This is a genomic window from Streptomyces sp. GQ60 (genome assembly GCF_059758875.1).
In genome coordinates this window covers 43,397-67,931 of record NZ_JCAXEG010000004.1, presented here as the reverse complement: position 1 = coordinate 67,931, position 24,535 = coordinate 43,397, and the positions used below count along the sequence as shown (strand labels likewise).

Sequence of the window (24,535 nt, the reverse complement as noted above, 5' to 3'; positions counted from 1 at the left end):
TCACCCCGCAACGCAGCTCGTCACACGTTCGGGGGCGCTCCCTCGATCGGGCGGCCGAGCACTCCGGGCCTGCGCTGCCACGGCAACGGACCCCCCGGCGGCCGGTAGTCCACGCCGAGGGCGTCCAGGCGCCGGTAGTGGGCCGTCATCCGCGCCTCGAAGTCCGCGTAGTCCCGCTCCTCCGGCTGCGGCAGCCGGGACCACACCACCTCGGCGAAGGCCGCGAGGCGCGGGAACACCTGGTAGTCGACGCGGCTCTGGTCCTCCATCACCTCGGTCCACACGTTGGCCTGCGCGCCCAGCACGTGGGCGGCGGCCTCTTCGGACAATTTCGGCGGTACCGGCTCGAACCGGTACACATCCTCCAATGTCCGCACGTACCCGATGGGCATCGGCTCGTCCCCGCCCGCCGCCTGACGGTGGTCCAGGTACACCTGCTGCTCGGGGCACATCACCACGTCGTGGCCGGCCTCGGCGGCGGCGATGCCGCCCGCGTAGCCGCGCCAGGAGGACACGGCCGCTCCCGGGGCCAGTCCGCCCTCCAGGATCTCGTCCCAGCCGATGAGCCGGCGGCCGCGCTCCGCGAGCCAGCCGTCGAAGTGCCGGATGAACCAGGACTGCAGACCGTCCTCCCCGACGACCCCCAGCTCCCGGATCCGCTCCTGGGCCACCGCGGACTCCCGCCACTGCGCCTTCGGGCACTCGTCGCCGCCCACGTGCACGAAGGGCGAGACCTCCGCCGGGAACAGCTCCAGCAGCTCCTCGAAGACGCCCTCGTAGAACCGCAGGACGGCCTCGGTGGGCGCGAGCACGTTCTCGTTGATGCCCCAGTCGTCCCACACCTCCAGCGCCGCCGTGTCCACCACGTCCGTGTTCCCGAGCTCCGGGTACGCGGCGATCGCGGCCTGCGAGTGCCCCGGCACGTCGATCTCCGGCACCACCCGCACGTGCCGCTCCGCCGCGTACGCGACGATCTCGCGCAGGTCGTCCTGGGTGTAGAAGCCGCCGTGCGGGGTCTCGTTCCACAGCGGCGAGGCCCGGTGGCCCCACCGGCTGCGGGCCCGCCACGCGCCGACCCCGGTGAGCCGCGGGTAGCGCTTGATCTCCACCCGCCAGCCCTGGTCGTCCGTCAGGTGGAGGTGCAGCACGTTGAGCTTGTGGGCGGCGAGCAGGTCGATGTACCGCAGCACCCCGTCCTTGGGCACGAAGTGCCGGGCCACGTCGAGCATCATCCCGCGCCAGCCGAAGCGCGGCCCGTCCACGACGTCCCCGACCGGCAGCCGCCACACCGCTCCGGGCAGCGGCGCCCGGCGGCAGGCGTCGGGTCCGAGGAGCTGGCGCAGCGTCTGGGCGGCGTAGAAGAGACCCGCCGCGTCGGCGCCCTCCAGGAGGACGGACCCCGCCGTGAGGTGGAGTTCGTACGACTCCGCCCCGGCCCCCCGGCCGATCTCGGGGCGCAGCGCGAGCCGGATCACCGGGCGTTCGCCGTACGCCTCCCCGCGGACCGGGGCCGGGAGCGCCCAGCCGGTGGCGGCGCCGAGCTCGCGCCGCAGCCAGCGGGCCGTGCCCTCGGTGCCGGGTCCGGCGTCGAGGAGCGGGTCGGTGAGCTCGTACGTGCCGCCGTCGGGCAGGAATCGCGCGGACCGCGGCTCCGGAATCAACTCGGGCATGGCCTCGACTCCTCCACCGTTGCATCAGGTGCAACGTACGTTTCACAGGGCGCTGACGCGGCGACCCTAACCCGCCCTCGGGGCACGGCAAAGGCCCCCGGACGCACACGTGCGCACCGAGGGCCTTCGTCCCGCTTCAGGAGGGCCGGACGACTACTTCCCGTCCTTGCCGCCCTTGTCCTTGTCCCCGCCGGGGCCCATGGACTCGTAGATCTCCTTGCACATGGGGCAGACCGGGTACTTCTTTGGGTCACGGCCCGGGACCCAGACCTTGCCGCAGAGCGCGACGACGGGGGTGCCCCCGAGCGCGCTCTCCATGATCTTGTCCTTCTGGACGTAGTGGGCGAAGCGCTCGTGGTCGCCGTCGCCGTGGGACACCTGCGGCGTCGGCTCTACGAGGGTCCCCGTACCAGTCCCGCGATCGGGCTCAAGAGTGCTCATGACTGCCAGGGTACCGACCCTCGCGCGCGAGGGTTGAGCGGCGGCCGGACCGACGGGGCCCGGGCGGCGGCCCGGGCGGCGGGCTCAGTTCAGCGACGGGTCGTCCGCGTACGTGGCCACCATGGCCAGCTCGCTGCGCTGGCGCCGCAGCACGGCGCGCCACAGCCGCTCCGGATCCGGGAAGGAGACGTCGCCCGGCTCCGAATCGACGACGTACCAGGCGCCCACGCCCAGTTCCTCCTCGAGTTGCCCCGGGCCCCAGCCCGAGTACCCGGCGAAGATGCGCAGGCCCCCCAGGGCCGCCGCGAGGAGTTCGGGCGGGGCCTCCAGGTCGACGAGGCCGATCGCCCCGTGCACCCGGCGCCAGCCGAGCGGCCCCTCCTCGCCCGGGATGACCGCCAGTCCCAGCGCGGAGTCCAGCGCCACCGGGCCGCCCTGGAAGACCACTCCGGGGTCGCCGGCCAGCGGGGCCCAGGACAGCAGGACGTCCCCGACGCCCACCGGGGTGGGGCGGTTGAGGACGACGCCGAGCGAGCCCTGCTCGTCGTGGTCGAGCAGCAGCACCACCGCGCGGTCGAAATTCGGGTCCGCGAGGGCGGGGGTGGCCACGAGCAACCGCCCTGTGAGGGAGGACACCTCGGTCATGGCGACATGATCTCGCACATTCGCCCGTGAGGGGGAGTGGACGGCGCATCCGGACCGTACGCAGCTCAGGGCGCACGGCGGCAGCGCGGGGCGCGCACGGGCCTTCGGCCCGATCCCGGGCGGAAGGAGACGCTCCGCCACCTGGCGGGCACTGAGGGTGTTGTGGCGAATTCATGACAGTCCTACGGCCCCGTCAGCCTTACGGACAGGGGGGTCATGCCCCTTACCCTTTCCACTGGCCCCCTGCCCACCCCTCTCCGGAACGCGAGATTCATGACCGGCATCAGTGACGATGTACTGCTTGTCCACGGCGGAACTCCGCTCGAGGGCGAGATCCGTGTCCGCGGCGCGAAGAACCTCGTACCCAAGGCGATGGTCGCGGCCCTGCTCGGCAGCGAGCCCAGCCGGCTGCGCAACGTTCCCGACATCCGGGACGTCCGGGTCGTGCGCGGGCTGCTCCAGCTGCACGGGGTGACCGTCCGCCCCGGTGACGAACCGGGCGAGCTGGTGCTCGACCCGACCTACGTCGAGAGCGCGAACGTCGCCGACATCGACGCCCACGCGGGCTCTTCGCGCATCCCGATCCTGTTCTGCGGCCCGCTGCTGCACCGGCTCGGCCACGCCTTCATCCCGGGCCTCGGCGGCTGCGACATCGGCGGCCGGCCGATCGACTTCCACTTCGACGTGCTGCGCCAGTTCGGCGCGACCATCGAGAAGCGCGAGGGCGGTCAGTACCTGGAGGCCCCGCAGCGACTGCGCGGCTGCAAGATCCGCCTGCCCTACCCGTCGGTCGGCTCGACCGAGCAGGTGCTGCTGACGGCCGTCCTCGCCGAGGGCGTCACCGAGCTCGGCAACGCCGCCGTCGAACCGGAGATCGAAGACCTCATCTGCGTCCTGCAGAAGATGGGCGCGATCATCTCCGTCGACACCGACCGGACCATCCGGATCACCGGTGTGGACCGGCTGGGCGGCTACAACCACAAGGCGCTCCCGGACCGGCTGGAAGCCGCCTCCTGGGCGTCCGCGGCGCTCGCCACCGGCGGCAACATCTACGTGCGCGGCGCGCAGCAGCGTTCGATGATGACCTTCCTGAACACCTTCCGCCGGGTCGGCGGGGCGTTCGAGATCGACGACGACGGCATCCGCTTCTGGCATCCGGGCGGCCCGCTCAACGCCATCGCGCTGGAGACGGACGTCCACCCCGGCTTCCAGACCGACTGGCAGCAGCCGCTGGTCGTGGCGCTGACCCAGGCCACCGGCCTCTCGATCGTCCACGAGACGGTCTACGAGTCCCGTCTGGGATTCACCTCCGCGCTGAACCAGATGGGCGCGCACATCCAGCTGTACCGGGAGTGCCTGGGCGGCAGCGCCTGCCGCTTCGGCCAGCGCAACTTCCTGCACTCGGCCGTCGTCTCGGGGCCCACCAAGCTCCAGGGCGCCGACCTGGTCATCCCCGACCTGCGCGGCGGGTTCTCGTACCTGATCGCGGCGCTCGCCGCCGAAGGCACCTCGCGGGTCCACGGCATCGACCTGATCAACCGGGGCTACGAGAACTTCATGGAGAAGCTCGTGGAACTGGGCGCCAAGGTCGAGCTGCCGGGCGGCGACCTCGTCTGACCCGCGCTCCGCTACGCCGGTACGCCGTAGATCCACGCAGACCGGCCCAGAACGCCCCCACAAGCCCCGTACAGGGCCTGTGGGGGCGTTCTGACTCCCGGGGGCCACTCGCGGGGCCGGGAGCGCCGAGAGGCGGCCACCCGGTGCCGGGTGGCCGCCTCTCCGCACTGCTGAGGAGTAATCACGTACTCCTGCCGTCCCGAGGGCCGGTGCGGCCCTCGGCACAAGGGCGGACTACTTGCCCTTGGCGGCTTCCTTGAGCTTGGAGCCCGCGGAGACCTTCACGCTGTAGCCGGCCGGGATCTGGATGGGGTCGCCGGTCTGCGGGTTGCGCGCGGTGCGAGCGGCACGGTGGGTGCGCTCGAAGGTCAGGAAGCCGGGGATGGTGACCTTCTCGTCGCCCTTGGCGACAATCTCGCCGACGGTCTCGGCGAGCGCGGCCAGAACGGCGTCGGCGTCCTTGCGGGTCACCTCGGCGCGCTCGGACAGAGCGGCCACCAGCTCACTGCGGTTCATGTTGTACTCCCGTGTTCAACGTGCCTTAGAGGCGTGAGATCGAAGCCGATGCTGCCAGGGCCCTAGGACAGTCCCCGGACCCGGGTCTGACGTCAGACCCTCTCGCCCGGTTACGCATCCTGCCCCCACCACCGGCGGGAAAGCCAATCCGGCACCCGCCGGGGTCACACGAAAAGCGCCACAGTCACGCCGCGGTGACGCTCCGTCCGCACCGGAAGGCGTCCGGATGGTGTCCGGATGACGTCCGGCAGACGCGGACCGCGGGCCACGCGGGCATCGCCGCAACCCTATGGGCGGCCCGGGGGGCCCGCATCCCGCGACGCGCCGGGGATCAGACGGAGGTGGGCGCCGTCACGGCCGCGGAGGCCGCCTTGCGGACGGCTCCGGCGACCGCGCCCGCGACCTTGTCGTTGAAGACCGACGGGATGATGTAGTTCGCGTTCAGCTCGTCCTCGCCGACCACGTCGGCCAGGGCGCTCGCGGCGGCCAGCATCATGTCGGTGTTCACGGTGCGCGACTGGGCGTCCAGCAGGCCGCGGAAGACGCCCGGGAAGACCAGCACGTTGTTGATCTGGTTCGGGAAGTCGGAACGGCCGGTGGCCACCACGGCGGCGGTCTGGCGGGCGATCGCCGGGTCCACCTCGGGGTCCGGGTTCGCGAGCGCGAACACGATCGCGCCTTCCGCCATGGCGGCCACGTCCTCGCCGCTGAGCACGTTGGGGGCCGAGACGCCGATGAAGACGTCGGCGCCGACCACGGCCTCCTTCAGGGTGCCCGTGTACCCCTCGGGGTTGGTGTTGTCGGCGATCCAGCGCAGCGGGGAGTCCGGGGCCGCGTCGACCAGGTCGGGGCGGCCGGCGTGCACGACACCGTGGATGTCGGCGCTGACGGCGTTCTTGACGCCCGCGGCGAGGAGCAGCTTGAGGATGGCAGTACCGGCGGCGCCGGCGCCCGACATGACCACCTTGACGTCGCCAACGGCCTTGCCCACCACGCGCAGTGCGTTGGTGAGGGCGGCCAGGACCACGATGGCGGTGCCGTGCTGGTCGTCGTGGAAGACCGGGATGTCGAGGGCCTCGCGGAGCCGGGCTTCGATCTCGAAGCAGCGCGGCGCGGAGATGTCCTCCAGGTTGATGCCCGCGAAGCCCGGGGCGATCGCCTTGACGATGGCGACGATCTCGTCGGAATCCTGGGTGTCGAGGCAGATCGGCCAGGCGTCGATGCCGGCGAAGCGCTTGAAGAGGGCTGCCTTGCCCTCCATGACGGGCAGCGCGGCCATCGGGCCGATGTTGCCGAGGCCCAGCACGGCGCTGCCGTCCGTCACGACTGCGACGGAGTTGCGCTTGATGGTCAGACGGCGGGCGTCCTCGGGGTTCTCGGCGATCGCCATGCACACGCGGGCCACGCCCGGGGTGTAGATCATCGAGAGGTCGTCGCGGTTGCGGATGGGATGCTTGGACTGCATCTCGATCTTGCCGCCGAGGTGCATCAGGAAGGTTCGGTCGGAGACCTTGCCGAGGCTGACGCCCTCGATCCCGCGGAGCTTCTCGACGATCTCGTCGGCGTGCGCCGTGGACGTCGCGGCGATGGTGACGTCGATACGGAGCTTCTCGTGGCCGGATGCGGTCACGTCGAGGCCGGTGACCGAGCCACCGGAGGACTCCACGGCGGTGGTGAGCTGGGAGACCGCGGTACCGCTCGCGGGCACTTCCAGGCGGACCGTCATCGAGTACGAGACGCTGGGCGCCGTTGCCATGGCCGTGTTCCTCTTCTGTCCCTGGTTCTTGTACACACAGGGTCCGCGCCGCGCCGCCGAGAACATGGCAGGTATGGCAGGACCTGTTGTCCGATCGTCCCACCTACCAGCCGGTACAAGGTAACCAGCTACAAATTTCGGAAGAACTCTTCCACCATACGAGATTTCCGGGGCCTACGGAATGGGTGGCCCATACAAAAAGGTCCGCGCCCCCCACTGGGTGGAGGACGCGGACCTGGTGCTTCATACGCCTATGACACCGACCCGCCATGCTCGCCTCGCGGCAAGTGGTCGCTCTAGGCGACTAAGGTTGGGCCCGGGGGCTTGGATCGAGTCGGTGCCGTAACCCAGGCTAACAAAGGTTCGCCCGAAGCGATCCCCCCACCGGAGACCGGTTGCGGGGACCACGCCCTTGGCCGCCGACCAACCGGCCCTATGCCGGGCTCACGGCTGGAGCAGCGCCGCGACCCCCTCGGCGTCCGGCGAGTCCCGGTCGGTGGAGATCACCGTCAGCTGCTGCGTCGCGCGCGTCAGGGCCACATAGAGCACCCGCAGGCCGGCCGGGGACTCGTCCGCGATCTCCGCCGGGGAGACGACCACGGTGGCGTCGTACTCCAGGCCCTTGGCCTCCAGGCTGCCCAGGGCGACCGCACGCTCCCCCAGGTCCGCGAGCCAGCCCGCGGCCTCGGCCCGCCGGTCCATGGCCACGACCACGCCGACCGTGCCGTCCACCTGCTCCAGCAGCCGCCGGGTCTCCTCCACGACGGTGGAGCGCAGGGCCCCTTCATTGGGGGGCGCCGCCGTGAAGCGCGGCAGCAGGCCCGTGGAGCGCACCGCGGTCGGCGGCTCCGTGCCCGGCGCCGCCAGCTTCAGCACCCGCGAGGCGACCTCGGCGACCTCGGCCGGGTTGCGGTAGTTCACCGTCAGGGTGAACTTGCGCCGCGGCCGGGTGCCCAGCGCCTCGTCGCGCGCGGCGGCCGCCTCCTGCGGATCGGTCCACGAGGACTGCGCCGGGTCCCCGACCACCGTCCACGTGCCGCCACGGCCCCGGCGGCCGACCATCCGCCACTGCATCGGCGTCAGGTCCTGCGCCTCGTCGACGATGACGTGCGCGTACTCGGTGCGCTCCGCCGCGAGCCGCTCGGCCCGCTCCCACTGGGTCTCCTCGCGGGTCGGCATCAGCTCCTCCAGCCCGCTCAGCTGGTCCAGCGGGTTCATCTCGCGCTTGCGCCTGGGCCGCGCGGGCGCGCCCAGGAGTTGCTGGAGCTCGTCCAGCAGCGCCACGTCGTGCACCGACAGGGCGCCCTTGCCGTCCGGGCCCACCCGGCGCAGGGAGCGCGCCACCTGCCGCGTCTCGCGCGGGTTCAGGTCCCGGCGCGACCAGCGCGACAGGCGCCGCTCGTCCGCCATGCAGGCCAGCACCCCGCGCGGGGTCAGCTCGGGCCACCAGGCGTTCAGGAAGTCGATGAACGCGTCCTCCGTCGAGATGTCCTCGTCGAAGGCGGAGCGCAGCTCGGCCGCGAGCTCCGGATCGCTGTGCCGGCCGGCCCCGCCGGACTTCGAGTACAGCGCGTCCAGCAGGAGCTTGCGGGCGCGCGGGCGCAGCAGGTTGACGGGGGCGGTGCCGGACAGGACGTTCTGCCGGATCCGGTCGAGGTCGCCGGCCTCCAGCTCCTGGCGGCGCCCGAAGGCCACCACGCGGAGCCGGTCGGGGGCGGGGGCCCCGCCGGGACCGCCGAACTCCAGGGCGCCCCGTACGGCCTTGCGCAGCACCTTCAGCATCCGGGACGAGCCCTTGATCCTGGCGGTCGACGGGTCGTCGTACGTGGTCGCCTCGGCCCCGTCGACGAGCGAGCCGAGCGCCCGGATGGCGACCTGGCCCTCCTCGCCGAGGGAGGGCAGGACGCCCTCGGTGTAGGCGACGAGCAGCGGCGTCGGGGAGACGATCAGGATGCCGCCGGAGTAGCGCCGCCGGTCCTGGTAGAGCAGGTAGGCGGCGCGGTGCAGGGCGACGGCGGTCTTGCCGGTGCCCGGTCCGCCCGCGACTTCGGCGACCGAGGCGGCGGGCGCCCGGATGACGAGGTCCTGCTCGGCCTGGATGGAGGAGACGATGTCGCGCATCGAGTGGGTGCGGGCCCGCCCGAGGGCGGCCATCAGGGCGCCGTCGCCGATGGCGGGCAGCTCCTCCCCGTCGAGGAAGGCGGTCACCTCGGGGCGCATCAGGTCGTCCTCGACGCCGAGCACCTTGCGGCCCTTGGAGCGGATGACCCGGCGGCGCACGACGCGGCCGGGCTCCTTCGGGGTGGAACGGTAGAACGGCGCGGCCGCGGGGGCCCGCCAGTCGATGACGAGCGGCGCGTAGTCGGAGTCGAGGACCCCGATGCGGCCGATGTGGAGCGTCTCGGCGATATCGGCCGTGAGGTCGGGACGGATCGCGTCGTCGGCGGGCTCGACGGAGGTGAAGGCGCCGTCGGGGCCCCGTTCCCCGTCCTTGCCGAGGACCAGGTCGACGCGGCCGAACAGGAAGTCCTCGAACTCGTTGTTGAGACGGTTGAGGTGGATTCCGGCACGGAAGACCTGTGCGTCCCGTTCCGCGAGGGCGCCGGGCGTGCCGACCTGGCCACGCTTGGCGGCGTCGTTCATCAGGAACTCCGCCTCGTGGATCTTCTCCTCAAGGCGTCGGTACACGTGATCGAGATGCGTCTGCTCGACCGCGATCTCCCGATCGCGGACGGAATCCGCCGTGCTGTCGACAGCGGCATTCTGCGCGGCCACCAAGGCCCCTTTCTGACGTGCATGGGCAGCCGTCAACCGTACGCGAAGGGGCCCGTGAGCGCACGCCCCTTCCGGGACGGCTCGCGGATCAGGACGAAGATCACGCCCGGCGGGCGCCGCGGGCCGGGTCAGCCGGGGCGCGACGCGAGGACCCGCCGCCGGTGGCGGGCCACGCGCTCGCGGTTTCCGCAGAGCTCGCTGGAGCACCAGCGGCGGCGGTGTCCGCGCGAGGTGTCGAGGTAGACCCGGGCGCAGCCGTCGCCCTCGCAGGCCCGCAGCAGGTCCCGTTCGCCGGGGTCGGTGAGCAGTTCGACGGCGTCCCGGGCCACGGCGGCGAGCAGCCCGGCGCATTCGACACCGCCGCACAACTCGCGTACGAGGTGGCCTTCTTGGTCCTGTACGGCACACAGTCCCGGGGGTGGACCGGCGGCCGCCGCGTTGACCCGGGCCAGCGCGGCCGCGGGCGGCGCGGCTCCGGCCAGCTCGGCCCGTACGAGGCTCTCGACGTCGGCGCGCAGCACCCGGAAGGCCGAGACCCAGTCGTCCCCGACCCGGGCGAGCGGCGTCCTGTCCGGCACCAGCCCGGCTCCGGTCAGCCACAGCCGCAGCCCGTCGCCGTCCCGGATGCCCTCGGTATTCGCACGGGGCGCAAAGGCCGCCACCAGATCCAGGCACACCCGCCCGGAGTCGAACCACATACCCGTCACCGCCTCCCTCTCGGGGCGTGCCCCCAGAGTGCCCGTCCGACGGGCACTCGGCTAGAGGGCGGGCGGGTCGTCGTTGAGCAGCCGCTGGAAGAGCCGGTGGTCCTGCCAGTCCCCGCCGACGTGCAGGTAGCGGGGCGCCAGTCCGTACTGCTCGAAGCCCGCCTTCGCGAGCACCCGCTGCGAGGCCACGTTCTCGACCCGGGTGCCCGCCTCGACCCGGTGCAGCCGCTCCTCGTCCCGGGCGATCCGGCAGACCTCGTGGAGCGCGGCGGTGGCCAGCCCCTTCCCGGCCCAGGCCTGGTCCACCCAGTAGCCGATGGAACCGCTGCGCAGTGCCCCGCGGACGATGTTCTGGAGGTTGATCGCCCCGACCACCCCGTCTGCGGCGAGCAGCACGAACGGCCGCGCCCGCCCGTCCGCCCGGGCCGTGAGCAGCTCCTCGACCCGTACCCGCTGCGCCGCCTCGGTGTAGAAGTCGGCGGCCCGCCACGGCTCGTAGGGGGCCATGTACCCCCGGTTCCGCTCCAGCGCCTCGGCGATCCCGGCGGCGTCCGCCGGCCGGATCTCCCTCATCTCCACTCCGTCAACGATCATCCGGGCACGCTAACGGACGGGCCGGGCCCCGGCCAGACGGGTGCCCCGCCCGCTTCCGGCCCCGGTCCGGCGGCAAGGCCCTCAGTCGTCCGCGTACTTCGTGTCGGCGGACATGTCCAGCGACAGCCGGTAGCCGCGCTTGACGACGGTCTGGATCAGGTTCGGCGCGCCCAGGGCCACGCGCAGGCGGGCCATCGCCGTCTCCACCGCGTGCTCGTCGCGGCCCGCGCCGGGGAGGGCGCGCAGGAGTTCGGAGCGGGCCACGACCCAGCCCGGGCGGCGGGCCAGGGCCCGGAGGAGGGCCATGCCGGCCGGCGGGACGGGGCGCAGCTCGGCGTCGACGAGGACCGCGTGGCCGCGCAGCTCCAGCCGGTGTCCGGCCACCGGGAGGACGCGGGCCCGGCCGGGGAGTTCCTGGCACAGGAGCTGAACGAGGGGGCCGAGCCGGAAGCGCTCGGGCTGGACCGTGGCCACCCCTTCCGCTTGCAGGGGCAGGGCCGTCACCGGCCCCACGCACGCGGAGAGGACCGACCCGCCGGTCAGCGCCTCGATCACGGGTTCCCGTACGCCCCGCTCCGCAGCCCGCGACAGCAGCGAGGCCGCGGCCGGCGCGGAGGTGAAGCTCACCGCGTCCACAGCGCCGGCCGCCACCGCGTCGATGAGCCGGTCCAGCGGCCCGAGGTCCTCCGGCGCCATCCACCGGTAGACGGGTACGCCGACCACCTCGGCGCCGCCCGCCCGCAGGGCCTCGATGAAGCCGGGCAGCGGCTCCCCGTGCAGCTGGAGGGCGATGCGCCGGCCGGCCACCCCGGCCGTGAGCAGCCGGTCCAGTACCTCGGCGAGCGATTCCGAGCGCGGGGACCAGGTCTCCACGAGCCCGGCGGCCCGGATCGCGCCCTTCACCTTCGGTCCGCGCGCCAGCAGTTCGGTCTCCCGCAGCCGCCCGAGCAGTTCCTCGCCGAGCCCCCACCCGTCGGCGGCCTCGATCCAGCCGCGGAAGCCGATGGCGGTGGTCGCCACCACCACGTCGGGGGCGCAGCCGATCAGCTCCTTGGTGGCGGACAGCAGTTCGGTGTCGTCGGCGAGCGGCACGATCCGCAGGGCGGGGGCGTGCAGCACGGTGGCCCCGCGGCGGCGCAGCAGGGCGATGAGCTCGTCGGCCCGCCGGGCGGCGGTGACCCCGACGGTGAATCCGGCGAGCGGGCCGGCCGGCGGACCGGTGTGGGTGTCGTGCATGGTGACCTGCCTCGCGCAGTGGTCGGATCCGGCGTCGGGTCCCGTGTGGGGTCCGGTGTCGCGTTCACACGCACTCGTGACGTTCGCGTGAACCGAGCCTGCCCTGGGGGCGTATCAGGCTCGGTTCACGCGTATTTCGGTGCCGTTAACCGACGTGTGGCCGCCGTTACACCGAGGTGAGCTGCGGCTTCGCCTCCGCACCGGCCGTGGGGATCATCACCTGGGCGGGCCGGCGAAGGTATACCGCCCAGGTGACGGCGCAGCACACCGCGTAGAAGCCGAGGAAGGTCACGAAGGCCGCCGTGCCCGAGCCGGAGGTCAGGAAGGCCTCCCGGAAGACCAGGTTGATGCCGAGTCCGCCGAGCGCGCCGACCGCGCCGATGAGTCCCATGGAGGCGCCGGACAGCCGCCGCCCGTACGCGGCCGCGTCCTCGCCGCTCATCCCGCGGGCCAGCGCCTTCGCCTGGAAGATGCCGGGGATCATCTTGTAGGTGGAGCCGTTGCCGAGCCCGCTGAGGACGAACAGCCCCACGAAGCCGATCAGGAACACCGGCAGGGATTCCCGTACGGAGGCCAGGATCACCACTCCGGTCGCCGCCGCCATCGCCACGAAGGTGCCCAGGGTGATCCAGGCGCCGCCGAAGCGGTCCGCGAGGGCCCCGCCGACCGGCCGGATCAGCGAGCCGAGCAGCGGTCCGATGAAGGTGAGCGAGGCCGCCTGGAGCGGGGTGCGGCCGAACTGCGTCTGGAGCACCAGCCCGAAGGCGAAGCTGTAGCCGATGAAGGAGCCGAAGGTGCCGATGTACAGGAACGCCATGATCCAGGTGTGCCCGTCGCGGGCCGCGTCGCGGACGGCTCCGGTGTCGTTGCGCACGGGCGCCAGGTTGTCCATCCGCACCGCGGCGAGCACCGCCGCGATCACGATGAGCGGGATGTAGGCGCCGAGCAGCAGCCGCGGGTGGCCGGCCCCGGCCGTGCCGATGACCAGCAGGGCGGCGAGCTGGACGACGGGGACGCCGATGTTGCCGCCGCCCGCGTTGAGGCCGAGGGCCCAGCCCTTCTTGCGCAGCGGGAAGAAGGCGTTGATGTTCGTCATCGACGAGGCGAAGTTCCCGCCGCCGACCCCGGTCAGCGCGGCCACCAGCAGGAAGGTGTTGTACGAGGTCCCGGGCTCCATCACCAGCCAGGCGGCGACCGTCGGCGCGAGCAGCAGCAGGGCGCTGACGACCGTCCAGTTGCGGCCGCCGAAGCGGGCCACGGCGAAGGTGTAGGGGACGCGGACCAGGGCGCCCACGCAGGTGGCGGTGGCGATGAGGAAGAACTTGCCGGCGGGGTCGATCCCGTACTGCGGGCCCATGAAGAGCACCATCACCGACCACAGGGACCAGATCGAGAACCCGATGTGCTCGGAGAGCACGGAGTAGATCAGGTTGCGGCGCGCGGTCTTCTCCCCCGTCTCCCGCCAGAAGGTCTCGTCCTCGGGGTCCCACCGCTCGATCCAGCGGCCACCCTTGCGCGGTGCGGTCGTACTGGTCATCACACGCCTCCACAGCTGCTGCGATCACGTCGCGCTCGTCGCGCCCTCCGCCCTGTCGGGGCTCGTCGGGCTCGTCGCGTCTCGTCCGTGGTGACGACCGTAGGAAAGGCTCGTTTCAGCCCCGGTCCCCGCCGGATGACCGGCGGGAAACCTTGCACTCACCCGCGGCCCGGGCCGGGTGTGAGCGCGGGCAGCCAGCTGTCCGGGGGCACCTCCAGCCAGCCGTGCCCGGCCCCGAGCTCCGCGACGGCGCGGCGGAGCGCGTCGAGCCCGGGATGGCTCGATCCCTTCCGCCACACCATGGAGAGCGGCGACAGCGGCACCGGGGCCGTCAGCGGCCTCTTGACGCAGCCGGGCATGTCGACGAAGCCCACCGTGGCGAGCACCGGATTGCCCGTTTTGACCATGACCCGACGGAACTCCTCCTTGCCCACCGCCACCGGCGCGGGCGGCGCGGGCGCGACGCCCCGCCCGGCGAACAGCTCGCGGGCCAGCCCGGTCCACTCCAGGGTCCGCGGGTTCCCGGCCCCGGTGTACACCGTCTCGCCGCGCAGCGCGTCCAGCGGTACGGCGTCCAGCGCGGCCAGCGCGTGCCCCTCGGGCAGCAGCACCGCGAGCGGCTCGTACCGTACGGGCATCCGCGCGAGGCGGGCCCGCAGCGCCGGGTCGAGGCCGTCGGCGTACCCGAAGGAGACGTCGAGGCGGCCCGCGGCGATCTCGGCGGCGGCGTGGGTCAGCCCGGACTCGAAGCGGGCCATCAGCTCGCAGTCGGGGGCGAGTTCGCGAGCCCGTTCCAGGACGGTCCGGGCGGTACCGGGGCCGTCGGTGTTGAGGTCGACGAGCAGCGGCCGGGGCCCCGCGAAGGCCCCGGCCAGCTCCTCGTGCGCCCGCAGCACGCCGCGGGCCAGGGGCAGCAGCCGCTCCCCGTCCGGGGTCAGCTCGACGGCGCGGGTCGTGCGGACGAACAGGGGCGAGCCCAGGGTCTGTTCGAGCCGGCGCACGTCGCGGCTCAGGGCCTGCTGGGCCACGTAGAGCCGGGCGGCGGCGCGGGTGAAGTGCAGCTCCTCGGCGACCGCGAGGAAGGCGCGCAGCAGGCGGGGTTCCACGTCTCGGGGTGTCACCCGGGGAGACTAGACCACATTGACAACGCAGAGCGGTGAATTACCCCCGAACAGGTGTTGGACCGCCGATGACCCCGGGCGCGAGCCTTGCCCCATGCCCACCGCCACCCCGCCGTCCGTCGTCCCGCCTGCCGTCACCCCGCCGCGTGCCCGGTCCGCCGGCCGCGTCCACCGCGCCGCGCCGGCCGCGCCCACCCCGCTCATGGCCGTTACCGGCACCACGCTGGTGTTCGCCGCCGCCCCGGCGCGGCAGACCCGCCCGGGCCGCCCCGCACCGCGGCCGGCCCGCGCCCCGGGCCCGTACCGCCGGCTCTTCGCGCTCCCCGGCACCCGCGGGTTCACCGCGGGGAACCTCATCGCCCGGCTGCCCATGGGCATGTTCGGCGTCAGCGCCGTCATGATGATCGCCGGGCAGCGCGGCTCGTACGCCCTCGCCGGGGCGGTCGTGGCGGTCGGTCTGGCCGCCACCGCCCTCGTGGCGCCCTGGACGGCCCGGCTGGTCGACCGGCACGGACAGGCCCGGGTCGCGGTGCCCGCCACCCTGATCGCGGTCCTCGGCTCGCTCTCCCTGATCGCGTGCGTCCGTACCGGAGCCCCCGCGTGGACCCTCTTCGCCTCCTACGCCGCCACCGCGACCACCCCCAACATCGGCGGCATGTCCCGCGCCCGCTGGACCCACCTGCTGCGGGGCGACCCGGCCTCCCGGCACACCGCGATGTCCTTCGAGCAGGCCGCGGACGAGCTGGCGTTCATGCTCGGGCCGGTGGCCGCCGCGTTCCTGTGCACCGCCGCGTTCCCGGAGGCGGGCACGCTCGTGGGGGCCGTACTGCTGCTCACCGGGATGCTGGTCTTCACGGCCCACCGCGCCACCGAGCCCCCGCCGGCGCCCGCGGTCCGCGGACCCTCCCCGCTCCGCGCCCTGGGCGGGATGCTGCCGCTCTTCCTCGCCCTCGGGGCGATGTTCGGCTCCATGGAGATCACCTCCATCGCCCACCTCGGCGCCCACGGCCTCGGCGCGCTCTCGGGCCCGGTCCTCGCCCTCCAGGCGGCCGGCTCCTTCGCGGCCGGCCTCCTCTACGGCACCCTGCGCCCGCGTACGCTCCCCGTCTGCCTGAGCGTCCTGGCCCTCGCCATGGCACTGCCCTGGGCGGCGGCAACCACCGGCTCCCTGCTCCCCCTGGCCCCGGCCCTCCTGCTGGCCGGCATGGCCACGGCCCCGGTCATGGTCACCGCGATGTCCCGGGTCCACGCCGTGACCCCGCCGGGCCGCCTCAACGAGGGCATGACCCTGGCCGTCACCGCCCTCTTCGCGGGCATCGCGGCGGGCTCCGCGACGGCCGGCTCCGCGATCGACCACTGGGGCACGACGGCCCCGTACGCCCTCCCGGCCGCGGCGGCGCTGCTGGCCCTGCTCCTGGGCAGGAAGATCACCCGCACCAGCTGACCGCCCGGGCCTCCCGGACGACGGGCGTGCGGGGCCGGGACGGCATGACGAAGGCCCCGCAGCCTGACGGCCGCGGGGCCTTCACCCAACATGGGGGTTGTGGAGATGGCGGGAATCGAACCCGCGTCCAACGGTGCAGAAGTAGGGCTTCTCCGAGCGCATTCCGCTGCGCTTTTCTCGGCCCCGGAGATCACACGGACAAGTCTCCGACGGGCTCAGTCACTGTTTGATTTCCCTCTATCCCCCGCGACCGGAGTTAGAGGTTTAGATCCCTAATTGACGCCAGGATCCGGACCGGGACCACTTCCGGGCTGACGCTCCTCACAGAGGCTTCAGCTCACTGTTATTAGGCAGCGAGGGTGAAGCGGGAGTTATCGCTCTTGGAGTTGGCGATTATTGTTTGCGACATATGGTTAACGAGATCATTGCCGCTTTCTCGGCTCGCTTCCCCTACATCGACATCCGCTGTCGAAACCGATCATCCCCATGTTTCACGCTGTTCAGTTATGAGATCCAGCCGGCGCTCTCCATGCGTCCCGCTCGACCGGCACCACCCGCAAGCGCGTGGTGCTGACGCCATGGTACGCGAAGTGGACCACGGAGTGCCAGGAGGTTAAAGCTGGCCGCGCTCCTTGCGCTTCACGGCCGAGATCACCCGGTTCGTCTCGCGCGTGTCCTGCTTCTCGCGCAGCGACTGCCGCTTGTCGTACTCCTTCTTGCCCTTCGCCAGCGCGATCTCGATCTTCGCCCGGCCGTCCTTGAAGTACAGGGCGAGCGGCACGATCGTGTTGCCCGTCTCCCCCGTCTTCGAGTCGAGCTTGTCGATCTCCTCGCGGTGCAGGAGGAGCTTGCGCTTGCGCCGCGCGCTGTGGTTGGTCCAGGTGCCCTGGCTGTACTCCGGCACGTGCACGTTGTAGAGCCAGGCCTCGCCGCTCTCCACCGACACGAAGCCGTCCACCAGCGAGGCGCGGCCCTGGCGCAGGGACTTGACCTCGGTGCCCGTGAGCACGAGGCCGCACTCGTAGGTGTCGATGATCGTGTAGTCGTGCCGCGCCTTCTTGTTCTGGGCGATCAGCTTGCGCCCTGTTTCCTTAGCCATAGTGCGGTCATTTTCGCACTACGGACCCACCCCGATGCCACTCAATACCGTGCGGGCCCGTTCCTCGACCCGGTCCGCCGCCGCCAGGTCCGGGGTGATGCCCGCACCGTCCAGGCTGCGGCCCGCCGGAGTGCGGTACGTACCCACCGTCAGCTCCGCCACCGATCCGTCCGGCAGCTCCGTGGGCATCTGCACCGAGCCCTTGCCGAAGGTGCGGGTACCCACCGCCACCGCGCGGCCGCGGTCCTGGAGGGCGCCGGTGACCAGCTCGGCCGCGCTCATCGTGCCGCCGTCGATCAGCGCCACCAGCGGCCGGGCCGTATCGCCGCCCGGGGTCGCGTAGAGGGCGCGCTGCGCGCCGCGTACGTCGTACGTCGCCACCAGCCCGCCGTCCAGGAAGGCGGAGGCGGCCGTCACGGCCTCGGTGACCAGGCCGCCGGTGTTGCCGCGCAGGTCGAGCATGACCCCGCCGCCGGGCGGCGCGGCGCGGACGGCGGAGCGGACCCGGTCGCCGGAACCCCGGGTGAAGGAGGCCACCTTGATGACCGTGATCCCGCCGGCGAGCGACCGGACCGTCACGGGCTCGCTGCGCAGTTCCTCGCGCCGCACGGTCTCCGTGAAGTCGGCCCCGCCGCGGGTCAGCTTCAGCACCACTGAAGTGCCTGCCTTCCCGCGCAGCAGGGCCACCACCTCGGCCACCCTGAGCCCGGTCACGCCCTGCCCGTCGATGCTCAACAGCCGGTCTCCGGCGCGCATCCCGGCCCGCGCCGCGGGGCTGCCGGGCTGGACCCGGTCGATCTCGATGCGGCCGTCGCGCAGCCGGCCGGCCCACAGGCCGACGCCCGTCCAGTGGCCGTCCAGGTCGTCGGCGAAGGCCTCGTACTCCCCCTGGTCGTACACGGCGCCCCAGCGGTCCCCGCTGCGGCTGACCACCTCCTGGGCCGCCGACTTGGCGGACTTGCCCTCGGCGACGGCCTCGGCGGCCGCGCGGGCCACCGCGTCCCGGTCGGCGGTGCCCGCCTCCCGGTGCGCCTGCGCCGGTGCCCGCGGTCCGGGTACGGCCGCGGAGGGCTCCGTACCCGCCACCAGGGCGGCGGGGCCCTCGGACCGGCCCGAGCCGGGCTGGTCCCAGCTCCCGGTGAAGGCGCCGGTTCCCACGGCGGCGAGGAAGACCAACGTCAAAGCGGCCCCGCGACCCATGTCGCGGGGCCGGAGACAGAGGGCGGGCAGTCCCGGCATGGCGCCGAGTGTACGACAAGCCCCCTGACGGCAAGGCGGGTTGAGCAGACCGCACGTGGGCGCTCGCCACCGGGCGGCAAGAGGATGCACAGGCCCTCCGGCGGCACGGGTGGTCGGTCACTCGTTCGGGTGGGGAGTCCGGCTCCCGGGGAGAGAAACGCGCCAGGCTTCCTAGGTTGGTGCCATGGCGGCAATGGCGGAGGGCGGGGAGGCTGGGCACGCCCGGTACACCTACCGGCTGCGCGTGTCGTCCACCGCCCGCGCGGCCCTGCTGTCCGACTGGGACCGGTGCCGCTGGGTGTGGAACCAGTGTGTTGCCACGTCCCGAGCAGCACACAAGGCCCAAGAGAAGTGCGGACCTGCCGGCCTCGACAAGATGCTGACCGGCTGGCGCGGTGAGCACGAGTGGCTGCGAGCTGGTGGGAGTGTGCCGCAGCAGCAGGTCGTCCGGGACTTCGCAAAGTCGCGGGCAAAGGCGTTGCAGGACATCAAAGCGTGGTTGCCGGTTCGGCGGCGGTCGGGGATGCCCCGGTACAAGAAGAGGGCTGTCGCGGATCCGACGCTCAACTACACGCGTCGCGGTTTCCGGTTGAAGGACGAACGCCTGTGTTTGGCGGGTGGGATATCGCTGACCGTGGTGTGGTCGCGGAAACTGCCCACTGATCCGTCCAGTGTGCGTATCCACCGGGACAGCCTCGGCCACTGGTACGCCTCCTTCGTCGTCCGGACAGAGGCGCAGCCGCTGCCGTCGACCGGTGCGGCGATCGGTATCGACTGGGGCGTGAAGGAGACCGCGACCACCACCAGCGACGCCCACGACCTCCGGCACCCCGAGCACGGGAAGAAGGCGGCCAGGAAGCTGGCCGGGTACCAGAGGATGATGGCCCGTCGGAAGCCCAAGCGCGGACAGGTGCCATCGAAGGGCTACCGCAAGGTCAAGCGCCGGGCCGCGAAGGCGCACAAGAAGATCGCCCGGCAACGTCAGGACACGGCCCGCAAGTGGGCCAAGCGCGTCGTGACGGACTTCGATCAATTGGCGGTGGAGGACTTCCGGCCGAAGTTCCTCGCGCGGTCCACCATGGCCCGCAAGGCCTCGGACGCGGCGATCTCGGCCACCAAGCACGAGCTGATCGACATGGCGCGCAAGCACGGTCGCGATCTGCGGCTCGTGCATCCCGCGCACACCACCATGGACTGCGGACGATGCGGAGCGAGAACCAAGCACGCACTACCGCTGTCGGAACGTACCTACACGTGCACCGCGTGCGGAGCCCCGTCCCCCCAGGGACAAGAACTCCGCACGCGTGATGCTCGTCCGGGCTGGTCTCATCCCGGCTACCGCTGATCGTGCAAGACCTGGCGGACCGCCGGTCCGCCGGGCAGCGTGAGGTAGGAATCCCCTTCGTTCTCGAAGGGGAGGAAGTCAAACCTTCAGGTACTTGCGCAACGCGATGAAGGCGGCCAGCGAGGGCATCAGCACACCGATGACCAGCACCAGCGGCAGCTTGGTCAGGACCGAGTCCCAGCCGATGAAGTTGATGAGCTCCATCTTGTCGCGCAGCGCGGCGCCGTGGTCGATCACGAAGTACTGGCCCGCGCCGAGCATCCCGCAGGCGAGCAGCGCGCCGATCAGGCCGGCGAAAGCCGCCTCCATGATGAACGGCACCTGGATGTAGAAGCTGGAGGCGCCCACCAGGCGCATGATCCCGGTTTCGCGCCGACGGCTGAAGGCCGAGACGCGCACCGTGTTGACGATCAGCAGCAGGGCCACGACCAGCATGATCAACATGATGCCGAGGGCGGCCCAGTTGAGGTAGCCGAGGAGTCTGAAGAGGTTGTCCAGCACGGTGCGCTGGTCCTCCACCGACTGGACCCCGTCGCGCCCGGAGAAGGAGGTCGTGATGACCTTGTACTTCTCCGGCTGCTTGAGCTTCACCCGGAAGGACTCGGGCATCTGGTCCGGCGTGATGGACGCGGCCAGGGCGGTGTGCCCGAACTGCTCCTTGTAGTGCTTGAAGGCCTCGTCGGAGGACTCGTAGGTGACGGCCTCGACGAGGTCCATGCCCTTGAGCTCGGTCTCCAGCGCCTGCTTCTGCTCCGGGGTCACCGCGCCCTTGGAACAGGAGGCCCCGTTGGTGGCCTCGGCGTCGCTCTTGTTGCAGAGGTAGATGGAGACGTTGACCTTGTCGTACCAGTACCCCTTCATCTTGCTCACCTGGTCGCGCATGAGCAGGGACCCGCCGAACAGGGCCAGCGACAGGGACACGGAGATGATGACCGCGAAGGTCATGGTCAGATTGCGGCGGAGACCGACCCCGATCTCCGACATGACGAACTGGGCGCGCATCGCGTCTCAGGAGCCTTTCAGTGCTGGTAGCCGTAGACGCCGCGCGACTGGTCGCGGACGAGACGGCCCTGCTCGAGTTCGATGACGCGCTTGCGCATCTGGTCGACGATCTGCTGGTCGTGGGTCGCCATGATCACGGTGGTGCCGGTCCGGTTGATCCGGTCCAGCAGCTTCATGATGCCGACGGAGGTCTGGGGGTCCAGGTTGCCGGTGGGCTCGTCCGCGATCAGCAGCGCCGGCCGGTTGACGAAGGCACGGGCGATGGCCACGCGCTGCTGCTCACCGCCGGAGAGCTCGCCGGGCATCCGGTCCTCCTTGCCGCCGAGGCCGACGAGTTCCAGGACCTGGGGGACGGCCTTCTTGATCTCGCCGCGCGGTCTGCCGATGACCTCCTGGGCGAAGGCCACGTTGTCGGCCACCGACTTGTTGGGCAGGAGCCGGAAGTCCTGGAAGACGGTCCCCAGCTGGCGCCGCATCTGCGGGACCTTCCAGTTGGAGAGCTTGGCGAGGTCCTTGCCCAGGACGTGCACCTGGCCGTGGCTCGCCCGCTCCTCGCGCAGGATGAGCCGCATGAAGGTGGACTTGCCGGAGCCGGAGGAGCCGACCAGGAAGACGAACTCGCCCTTCGCGATGTCCAGGGAGACATCTCTGAGTGCGGGGCGGCTCTGCTTCGGGTAGGACTTGGAGACGTTGTCGAATCGGATCACGGGTGCACCACGGTCGCCGGGAGTAGGTGTGCGTGACCATACGCGAACAGGCGCGGGGTGTGGACCCGGCGTCCGGAGTTGCCCGATATATCCCCTGGTCCGAGAGGTGGCCGACCGTGATTGCCCGGAGGGGCCGCGCCGAATGTCATCGAAGCTGGCACAGTGGGAGGGGGAACGGACCCGTTCCCGCGACCGTTGTAACCGAGGGGACGAAAGGAGGAGCGCATGACATATGACCGGCTCGTGTGCGCGAACTGCGCCGGACCCGTCAGCCAGGGCCGCTGCCGAGTGTGCCGGGCGAACCGGGGGCGCCTCCAGCGGGAGGACCCCTTCTCCGGCGGTCTCAACCCGGCGGCGCTCATCGCGCTGCTGGTGATCCTGGTGGCCGCGCTGGCACTGGTGGCTCAGCAGACGGCGTAGTTCCTCAGCCGCCACGTCCCGATCAGACTCGCACGACGGAAGGGCCCGGACACCTTTACGGCGTCCGGGCCCTTCCGGTCGTTCCGACCGCGCGGCGTTCTGCCTGCGTGCGGCGTTCTGACTACGCCGTCTGCTCCTGCTGCTTGCGCCAGCGGATCCCGGCCTCCAGGAAGCCGTCGATCTCGCCGTCGAGCACCGCCTGCGGGTTGCCGACCTCGAACTCCGTCCGGAGGTCCTTGACCATCTGGTACGGGTGCAGGACGTAGGAGCGCATCTGGTTGCCCCAGGAGCTTCCGCCGTCCTTGAGGGCGTCCATCTTGTCCTTCTCCTCCTGGCGGCGCCGCTCCAGCAGCTTGGCCTGGAGCACGTTCATCGCGCTGGCCTTGTTCTGGATCTGCGAGCGCTCGTTCTGGCAGGAGACCACGATGCCGGTCGGCAGGTGCGTGATGCGGACCGCCGAGTCGGTCGTGTTGACACCCTGGCCGCCGGGGCCCGAGGCGCGGTACACGTCCACGCGCAGCTCGCCCTCGTCGATCTCGACGTGGTCGCTCGACTCGACGACCGGCAGCACCTCGACGCCCGCGAAGGAGGTCTGGCGGCGGCCCTGGTTGTCGAACGGCGAAATCCGGACGAGGCGGTGCGTGCCCTGCTCGACGGAGAGGGTGCCGTAGGCGTACGGGGCCTTGACCACGAAGGTGGTCGACTTGATGCCGGCCTCTTCCGCGTACGAGGTCTCGTAGATCTCGGTCGGGTAGCCGTGGCGCTCGGCCCAGCGCAGGTACATGCGCTGGAGGCGCTCGGCGAAGTCGGAGGCGTCCACGCCGCCGGCCTCGGCACGGATGTTGACCAGCGCCTCGCGCTCGGAGTACTCGCCGGAGAGCAGGGTGCGGACCTCCATCTCGTCCAGCGCCTTGCGCACGGAGACCAGCTCGGTCTCCGCCTCGGCGAGGGTGTCCGCGTCGTCCATCTCCTGGGCGAGCTCGAACAGCACCGCGAGGTCGTCGATGCGCCCCCGCAGGCTCTCGGTCTTGCGGACCTCCGCCTGGAGGTGCGAAAGCTTGCTCGTGATCTTCTGGGCGGCATCCGGGTCGTCCCACAGGGACGGCGCGGCGGCCTGCTCCTCGAGCACGGCGATATCTGCCCTCAGCTTGTCGAGGTCCAGGACGGCCTCGATCGACCCCATGGTCGAGGAGAGGGACTTCAGCTCTTCGGAAACATCGACGACTGCCACGGGTCCAGCGTAGCCGGTCCCCGGGGGCCGCTCTCCGGCCAGGCCGAATCACCCGTACTAATGGCGGGTCGCACGGGCGTACGCTCACGCTATGACCGTCTTCCTCGTCAAGCGCCGCCATGTGGACCACATGCGTGTCACGACGACGAGCTGTCAGCCGCCGGACCATCCCCAAGCCTGATCCACCCCGATCCGACTTGGTCCTGTACGCGGCCTCGCGGTCCCGGCGCCATCCCTGCCGGCGGCCCTCCCCAGCCGCGGCCCCCGCCATCCCTGGGGACAGGACCCCGTGACATCCCGAAACGGAGCCGTCATGCCGTCCGCGCACCCTTCTCCCTCTTCTCCCCCCTCCCTCCCGGTCCTGGACCTGTCCCACGCGGACGATCCGGAGTTGCGCGACTCCTTCCGCAAAGAACTGCACGCGGCCGCCCGGGACAGCGGTTTCCTGCACCTCACCGGGCACGGGGTCACCCCCGCCGAGACCGCCCGCATCCTGGAGCTGACCAGGGCTTTCTTCGCCCTCCCGGAGGCGGACCGGCTTGCCGTGAGCAATCTGAACTCCCCGCACTTCCGCGGCTACACCCGCATCGGGCACGAGCTGACCGGCGGCGCCTCCGACTGGCGCGACCAGCTCGACGTCGGCGCGGAGCGGGCGGCGCGGGACGTGGGACCGGACGACCCGGCGTACCTGTGGCTGGAGGGCCCGAACCAGTGGCCCGCGGCGCTCCCGGAACTGCGGGAAGCGGTGCTGGAGTGGCAGTCCCGGCTGGCGGCGGTGGCCCACCGCCTGCTCCGCGAGCTGCTCGCCTCGATCGGCGCCCCGGAGGACTTCTTCGACGCGGCCTTCGCGGACCGGCCCCACCTGCACACGAAGCTGATCCGCTACCCGGGATCCGCCCCGACGGGCACCGACCAGGGGGTCGGGGCCCACAAGGACTACGGCTTCCTCACCCTCCTGCTCCAGGACTCGGTGGGCGGGCTCCAGGTGGTCCGGGACGGCGCCTTCCTGGACGTCCCCCCGATGCCCGGGGCCTTCGTGGTCAACCTGGGCGAGCTGCTGGAGATCGCGACGGAGGGGTACCTGACGGCGACGGACCACCGCGTGGTGAGCCCGGCGGGGAGCGTGGAGCGGTTCTCGGTGCCGTTCTTCTACAACCCGCGGCTGGACGCCGTCATCGAGACGGTCCCGGGCGACTACCTGGACGCGGCGCCGGGGATAGCGCACGACGCGTCGAACCCGCTGCACGCGGAGTACGGCCGCAACGAGCTGAAGGGCTGGGTCCGCGCGCACCCGGCGGTGGCGCGGCGCTGGCACCCGGAGCTGACGGGGGCGTAGCCGCGCAGGCGCGGGGTCCGGGGCGGAGCCCCAGGGGGTCCGGGCGCAGCCCGGGGAACGGCGGAAGGGCGGGTAGGGGATTTCGCCCCGCGGGGCC

At 71.8% G+C, this 24,535-nt stretch carries 20 protein-coding genes, 1 other RNA gene and 1 pseudogene; 5 read left to right on the top strand and 17 right to left on the bottom strand.

Annotated features, from left to right (window positions below; all coding sequences use genetic code 11):
- Positions 1-20: 20 nt before the first annotated feature.
- The 3 genes from AC6CKD_RS11775 to AC6CKD_RS11765 form a co-directional block, all read right to left on the bottom strand.
- Entirely contained in the window at positions 21-1,670 is a 1,650-nt protein-coding gene (locus AC6CKD_RS11775; protein WP_498327025.1) for a beta-N-acetylhexosaminidase, read from the bottom strand.
- A gap of 153 nt (positions 1,671-1,823) precedes the next feature.
- Positions 1,824-2,111 (bottom strand): DUF3039 domain-containing protein, encoded by a 288-nt coding sequence (locus tag AC6CKD_RS11770; protein ID WP_243337322.1) that lies wholly within the window; start codon positions 2,109-2,111, stop codon positions 1,824-1,826.
- 84 nt (positions 2,112-2,195) lie between these two features.
- Complete coding sequence (locus AC6CKD_RS11765) at positions 2,196-2,756, bottom strand: YqgE/AlgH family protein (protein ID WP_498327023.1); 561 nt, start codon at positions 2,754-2,756, stop codon at positions 2,196-2,198.
- 273 nt (positions 2,757-3,029) lie between these two features.
- Here AC6CKD_RS11765 and murA point away from each other — a divergent pair, with 273 nt between their 5' ends.
- Positions 3,030-4,373, top strand: coding sequence for a UDP-N-acetylglucosamine 1-carboxyvinyltransferase (murA, locus tag AC6CKD_RS11760; RefSeq protein WP_498327021.1), 1,344 nt, complete (start codon positions 3,030-3,032; stop codon positions 4,371-4,373).
- Positions 4,374-4,607: 234 nt separating this feature from the next.
- Here the strand turns inward: murA and AC6CKD_RS11755 are convergent, their stop codons facing one another.
- The 8 genes from AC6CKD_RS11755 to AC6CKD_RS11720 form a co-directional block, all read right to left on the bottom strand.
- Positions 4,608-4,889: an HU family DNA-binding protein gene (locus AC6CKD_RS11755; protein ID WP_007264399.1), complete on the bottom strand. Its 282-nt coding sequence runs from the start codon at positions 4,887-4,889 to the stop codon at positions 4,608-4,610.
- 331 nt (positions 4,890-5,220) lie between these two features.
- Positions 5,221-6,645 carry an NAD-dependent malic enzyme gene (locus AC6CKD_RS11750; RefSeq protein WP_498327017.1) on the bottom strand — a complete coding sequence of 475 codons (1,425 nt, stop codon included), beginning with the start codon at positions 6,643-6,645 and terminating at the stop codon, positions 5,221-5,223.
- Between the two features lie 444 nt (positions 6,646-7,089).
- Positions 7,090-9,420 (bottom strand): HelD family protein, encoded by a 2,331-nt coding sequence (locus AC6CKD_RS11745; RefSeq protein ID WP_498327016.1) that lies wholly within the window; start codon positions 9,418-9,420, stop codon positions 7,090-7,092.
- A gap of 128 nt (positions 9,421-9,548) precedes the next feature.
- On the bottom strand, positions 9,549-10,118 hold the full coding sequence (locus AC6CKD_RS11740) for a CGNR zinc finger domain-containing protein (RefSeq protein WP_498327561.1): 570 nt from the start codon (positions 10,116-10,118) through the stop codon (positions 9,549-9,551).
- A 60-nt stretch (positions 10,119-10,178) separates the two neighbouring features.
- Complete coding sequence (locus AC6CKD_RS11735) at positions 10,179-10,721, bottom strand: GNAT family N-acetyltransferase (protein ID WP_498327015.1); 543 nt, start codon at positions 10,719-10,721, stop codon at positions 10,179-10,181.
- 81 nt (positions 10,722-10,802) lie between these two features.
- The gene (locus tag AC6CKD_RS11730) at positions 10,803-11,957 is read right to left on the bottom strand and encodes a uroporphyrinogen-III synthase (protein ID WP_498327014.1); all 1,155 of its coding nucleotides are present in this window, start codon (positions 11,955-11,957) and stop codon (positions 10,803-10,805) included.
- Between the two features lie 166 nt (positions 11,958-12,123).
- Positions 12,124-13,494 carry a nitrate/nitrite transporter gene (locus AC6CKD_RS11725; RefSeq protein WP_498327013.1) on the bottom strand — a complete coding sequence of 457 codons (1,371 nt, stop codon included), beginning with the start codon at positions 13,492-13,494 and terminating at the stop codon, positions 12,124-12,126.
- Between the two features lie 158 nt (positions 13,495-13,652).
- The gene (locus tag AC6CKD_RS11720) at positions 13,653-14,615 is read right to left on the bottom strand and encodes a LysR family transcriptional regulator (RefSeq protein ID WP_498327012.1); all 963 of its coding nucleotides are present in this window, start codon (positions 14,613-14,615) and stop codon (positions 13,653-13,655) included.
- A gap of 94 nt (positions 14,616-14,709) precedes the next feature.
- Between AC6CKD_RS11720 and AC6CKD_RS11715 the strand changes: the two genes are divergently transcribed.
- Positions 14,710-16,059, top strand: a complete 1,350-nt coding sequence (locus AC6CKD_RS11715) for an MFS transporter (protein ID WP_498327011.1) — start codon at positions 14,710-14,712, stop codon at positions 16,057-16,059.
- 97 nt (positions 16,060-16,156) lie between these two features.
- On the opposite strand, the gene ssrA is transcribed toward AC6CKD_RS11715, so the two are convergent.
- The 3 genes from ssrA to AC6CKD_RS11700 all read right to left on the bottom strand — a co-directional run bounded on the left by ssrA (position 16,157) and on the right by AC6CKD_RS11700 (position 18,397).
- Positions 16,157-16,545, bottom strand: a transfer-messenger RNA (tmRNA) gene (ssrA, locus tag AC6CKD_RS11710).
- Positions 16,546-16,672: 127 nt separating this feature from the next.
- Positions 16,673-17,158: an SsrA-binding protein SmpB gene (gene smpB, locus AC6CKD_RS11705; protein WP_266908355.1), complete on the bottom strand. Its 486-nt coding sequence runs from the start codon at positions 17,156-17,158 to the stop codon at positions 16,673-16,675.
- A gap of 18 nt (positions 17,159-17,176) precedes the next feature.
- Entirely contained in the window at positions 17,177-18,397 is a 1,221-nt protein-coding gene (locus AC6CKD_RS11700; protein WP_498327010.1) for a S41 family peptidase, read from the bottom strand.
- 184 nt (positions 18,398-18,581) lie between these two features.
- Between AC6CKD_RS11700 and AC6CKD_RS11695 the strand changes: the two are divergent.
- Positions 18,582-19,785 (top strand): annotated as a pseudogene (locus AC6CKD_RS11695) (RNA-guided endonuclease InsQ/TnpB family protein).
- Between the two features lie 35 nt (positions 19,786-19,820).
- On the opposite strand, the gene ftsX reads toward AC6CKD_RS11695, so the two are convergent.
- Positions 19,821-20,744 carry a permease-like cell division protein FtsX gene (gene ftsX / locus AC6CKD_RS11690; protein ID WP_250741071.1) on the bottom strand — a complete coding sequence of 308 codons (924 nt, stop codon included), beginning with the start codon at positions 20,742-20,744 and terminating at the stop codon, positions 19,821-19,823.
- Positions 20,745-20,761: 17 nt separating this feature from the next.
- The gene (ftsE, locus tag AC6CKD_RS11685; RefSeq protein ID WP_243337359.1) at positions 20,762-21,451 is read right to left on the bottom strand and encodes a cell division ATP-binding protein FtsE; all 690 of its coding nucleotides are present in this window, start codon (positions 21,449-21,451) and stop codon (positions 20,762-20,764) included.
- 225 nt (positions 21,452-21,676) lie between these two features.
- Between ftsE and AC6CKD_RS11680 the strand changes: the two genes are divergently transcribed.
- Entirely contained in the window at positions 21,677-21,871 is a 195-nt protein-coding gene (locus tag AC6CKD_RS11680) for a hypothetical protein (protein ID WP_498327008.1), read from the top strand.
- 121 nt (positions 21,872-21,992) lie between these two features.
- On the opposite strand, the gene prfB is transcribed toward AC6CKD_RS11680, so the two are convergent.
- A complete protein-coding gene (gene prfB, locus AC6CKD_RS11675; RefSeq protein WP_498327007.1) occupies positions 21,993-23,102 on the bottom strand; it encodes a peptide chain release factor 2 in 1,110 nt (369 codons plus the stop codon).
- A 313-nt stretch (positions 23,103-23,415) separates the two neighbouring features.
- Here prfB and AC6CKD_RS11670 point away from each other — a divergent pair, with 313 nt between their 5' ends.
- The gene (locus AC6CKD_RS11670; RefSeq protein WP_498327006.1) at positions 23,416-24,438 is read left to right on the top strand and encodes an isopenicillin N synthase family dioxygenase; all 1,023 of its coding nucleotides are present in this window, start codon (positions 23,416-23,418) and stop codon (positions 24,436-24,438) included.
- Positions 24,439-24,535: the final 97 nt, after the last annotated feature.

Excerpts from the sequence above, each read along its gene's own strand:
- murA (WP_498327021.1), top strand. The coding sequence starts at position 3,030 with ATGACCGGCATCAGTGACGATGTACTGCTTGTCCACGGCGGAACTCCG.
- ftsX (WP_250741071.1), bottom strand. The coding sequence starts at position 20,744 with ATGCGCGCCCAGTTCGTCATGTCGGAGATCGGGGTCGGTCTCCGCCGC.
- AC6CKD_RS11750 (WP_498327017.1), bottom strand. The coding sequence starts at position 6,645 with ATGGCAACGGCGCCCAGCGTCTCGTACTCGATGACGGTCCGCCTGGAA.
- smpB (WP_266908355.1), bottom strand. The coding sequence starts at position 17,158 with ATGGCTAAGGAAACAGGGCGCAAGCTGATCGCCCAGAACAAGAAGGCG.
- AC6CKD_RS11725 (WP_498327013.1), bottom strand. The coding sequence starts at position 13,494 with ATGACCAGTACGACCGCACCGCGCAAGGGTGGCCGCTGGATCGAGCGG.
- AC6CKD_RS11670 (WP_498327006.1), top strand. The coding sequence starts at position 23,416 with ATGCCGTCCGCGCACCCTTCTCCCTCTTCTCCCCCCTCCCTCCCGGTC.
- AC6CKD_RS11755 (WP_007264399.1), bottom strand. The coding sequence starts at position 4,889 with ATGAACCGCAGTGAGCTGGTGGCCGCTCTGTCCGAGCGCGCCGAGGTG.
- AC6CKD_RS11775 (WP_498327025.1), bottom strand. The coding sequence starts at position 1,670 with ATGCCCGAGTTGATTCCGGAGCCGCGGTCCGCGCGATTCCTGCCCGAC.
- AC6CKD_RS11680 (WP_498327008.1), top strand. The coding sequence starts at position 21,677 with ATGACATATGACCGGCTCGTGTGCGCGAACTGCGCCGGACCCGTCAGC.
- AC6CKD_RS11765 (WP_498327023.1), bottom strand. The coding sequence starts at position 2,756 with ATGACCGAGGTGTCCTCCCTCACAGGGCGGTTGCTCGTGGCCACCCCC.
- AC6CKD_RS11700 (WP_498327010.1), bottom strand. The coding sequence starts at position 18,397 with ATGCCGGGACTGCCCGCCCTCTGTCTCCGGCCCCGCGACATGGGTCGC.
- AC6CKD_RS11730 (WP_498327014.1), bottom strand. The coding sequence starts at position 11,957 with ATGCACGACACCCACACCGGTCCGCCGGCCGGCCCGCTCGCCGGATTC.
- AC6CKD_RS11770 (WP_243337322.1), bottom strand. The coding sequence starts at position 2,111 with ATGAGCACTCTTGAGCCCGATCGCGGGACTGGTACGGGGACCCTCGTA.
- AC6CKD_RS11740 (WP_498327561.1), bottom strand. The coding sequence starts at position 10,118 with ATGTGGTTCGACTCCGGGCGGGTGTGCCTGGATCTGGTGGCGGCCTTT.
- AC6CKD_RS11735 (WP_498327015.1), bottom strand. The coding sequence starts at position 10,721 with ATGATCGTTGACGGAGTGGAGATGAGGGAGATCCGGCCGGCGGACGCC.
- AC6CKD_RS11715 (WP_498327011.1), top strand. The coding sequence starts at position 14,710 with ATGCCCACCGCCACCCCGCCGTCCGTCGTCCCGCCTGCCGTCACCCCG.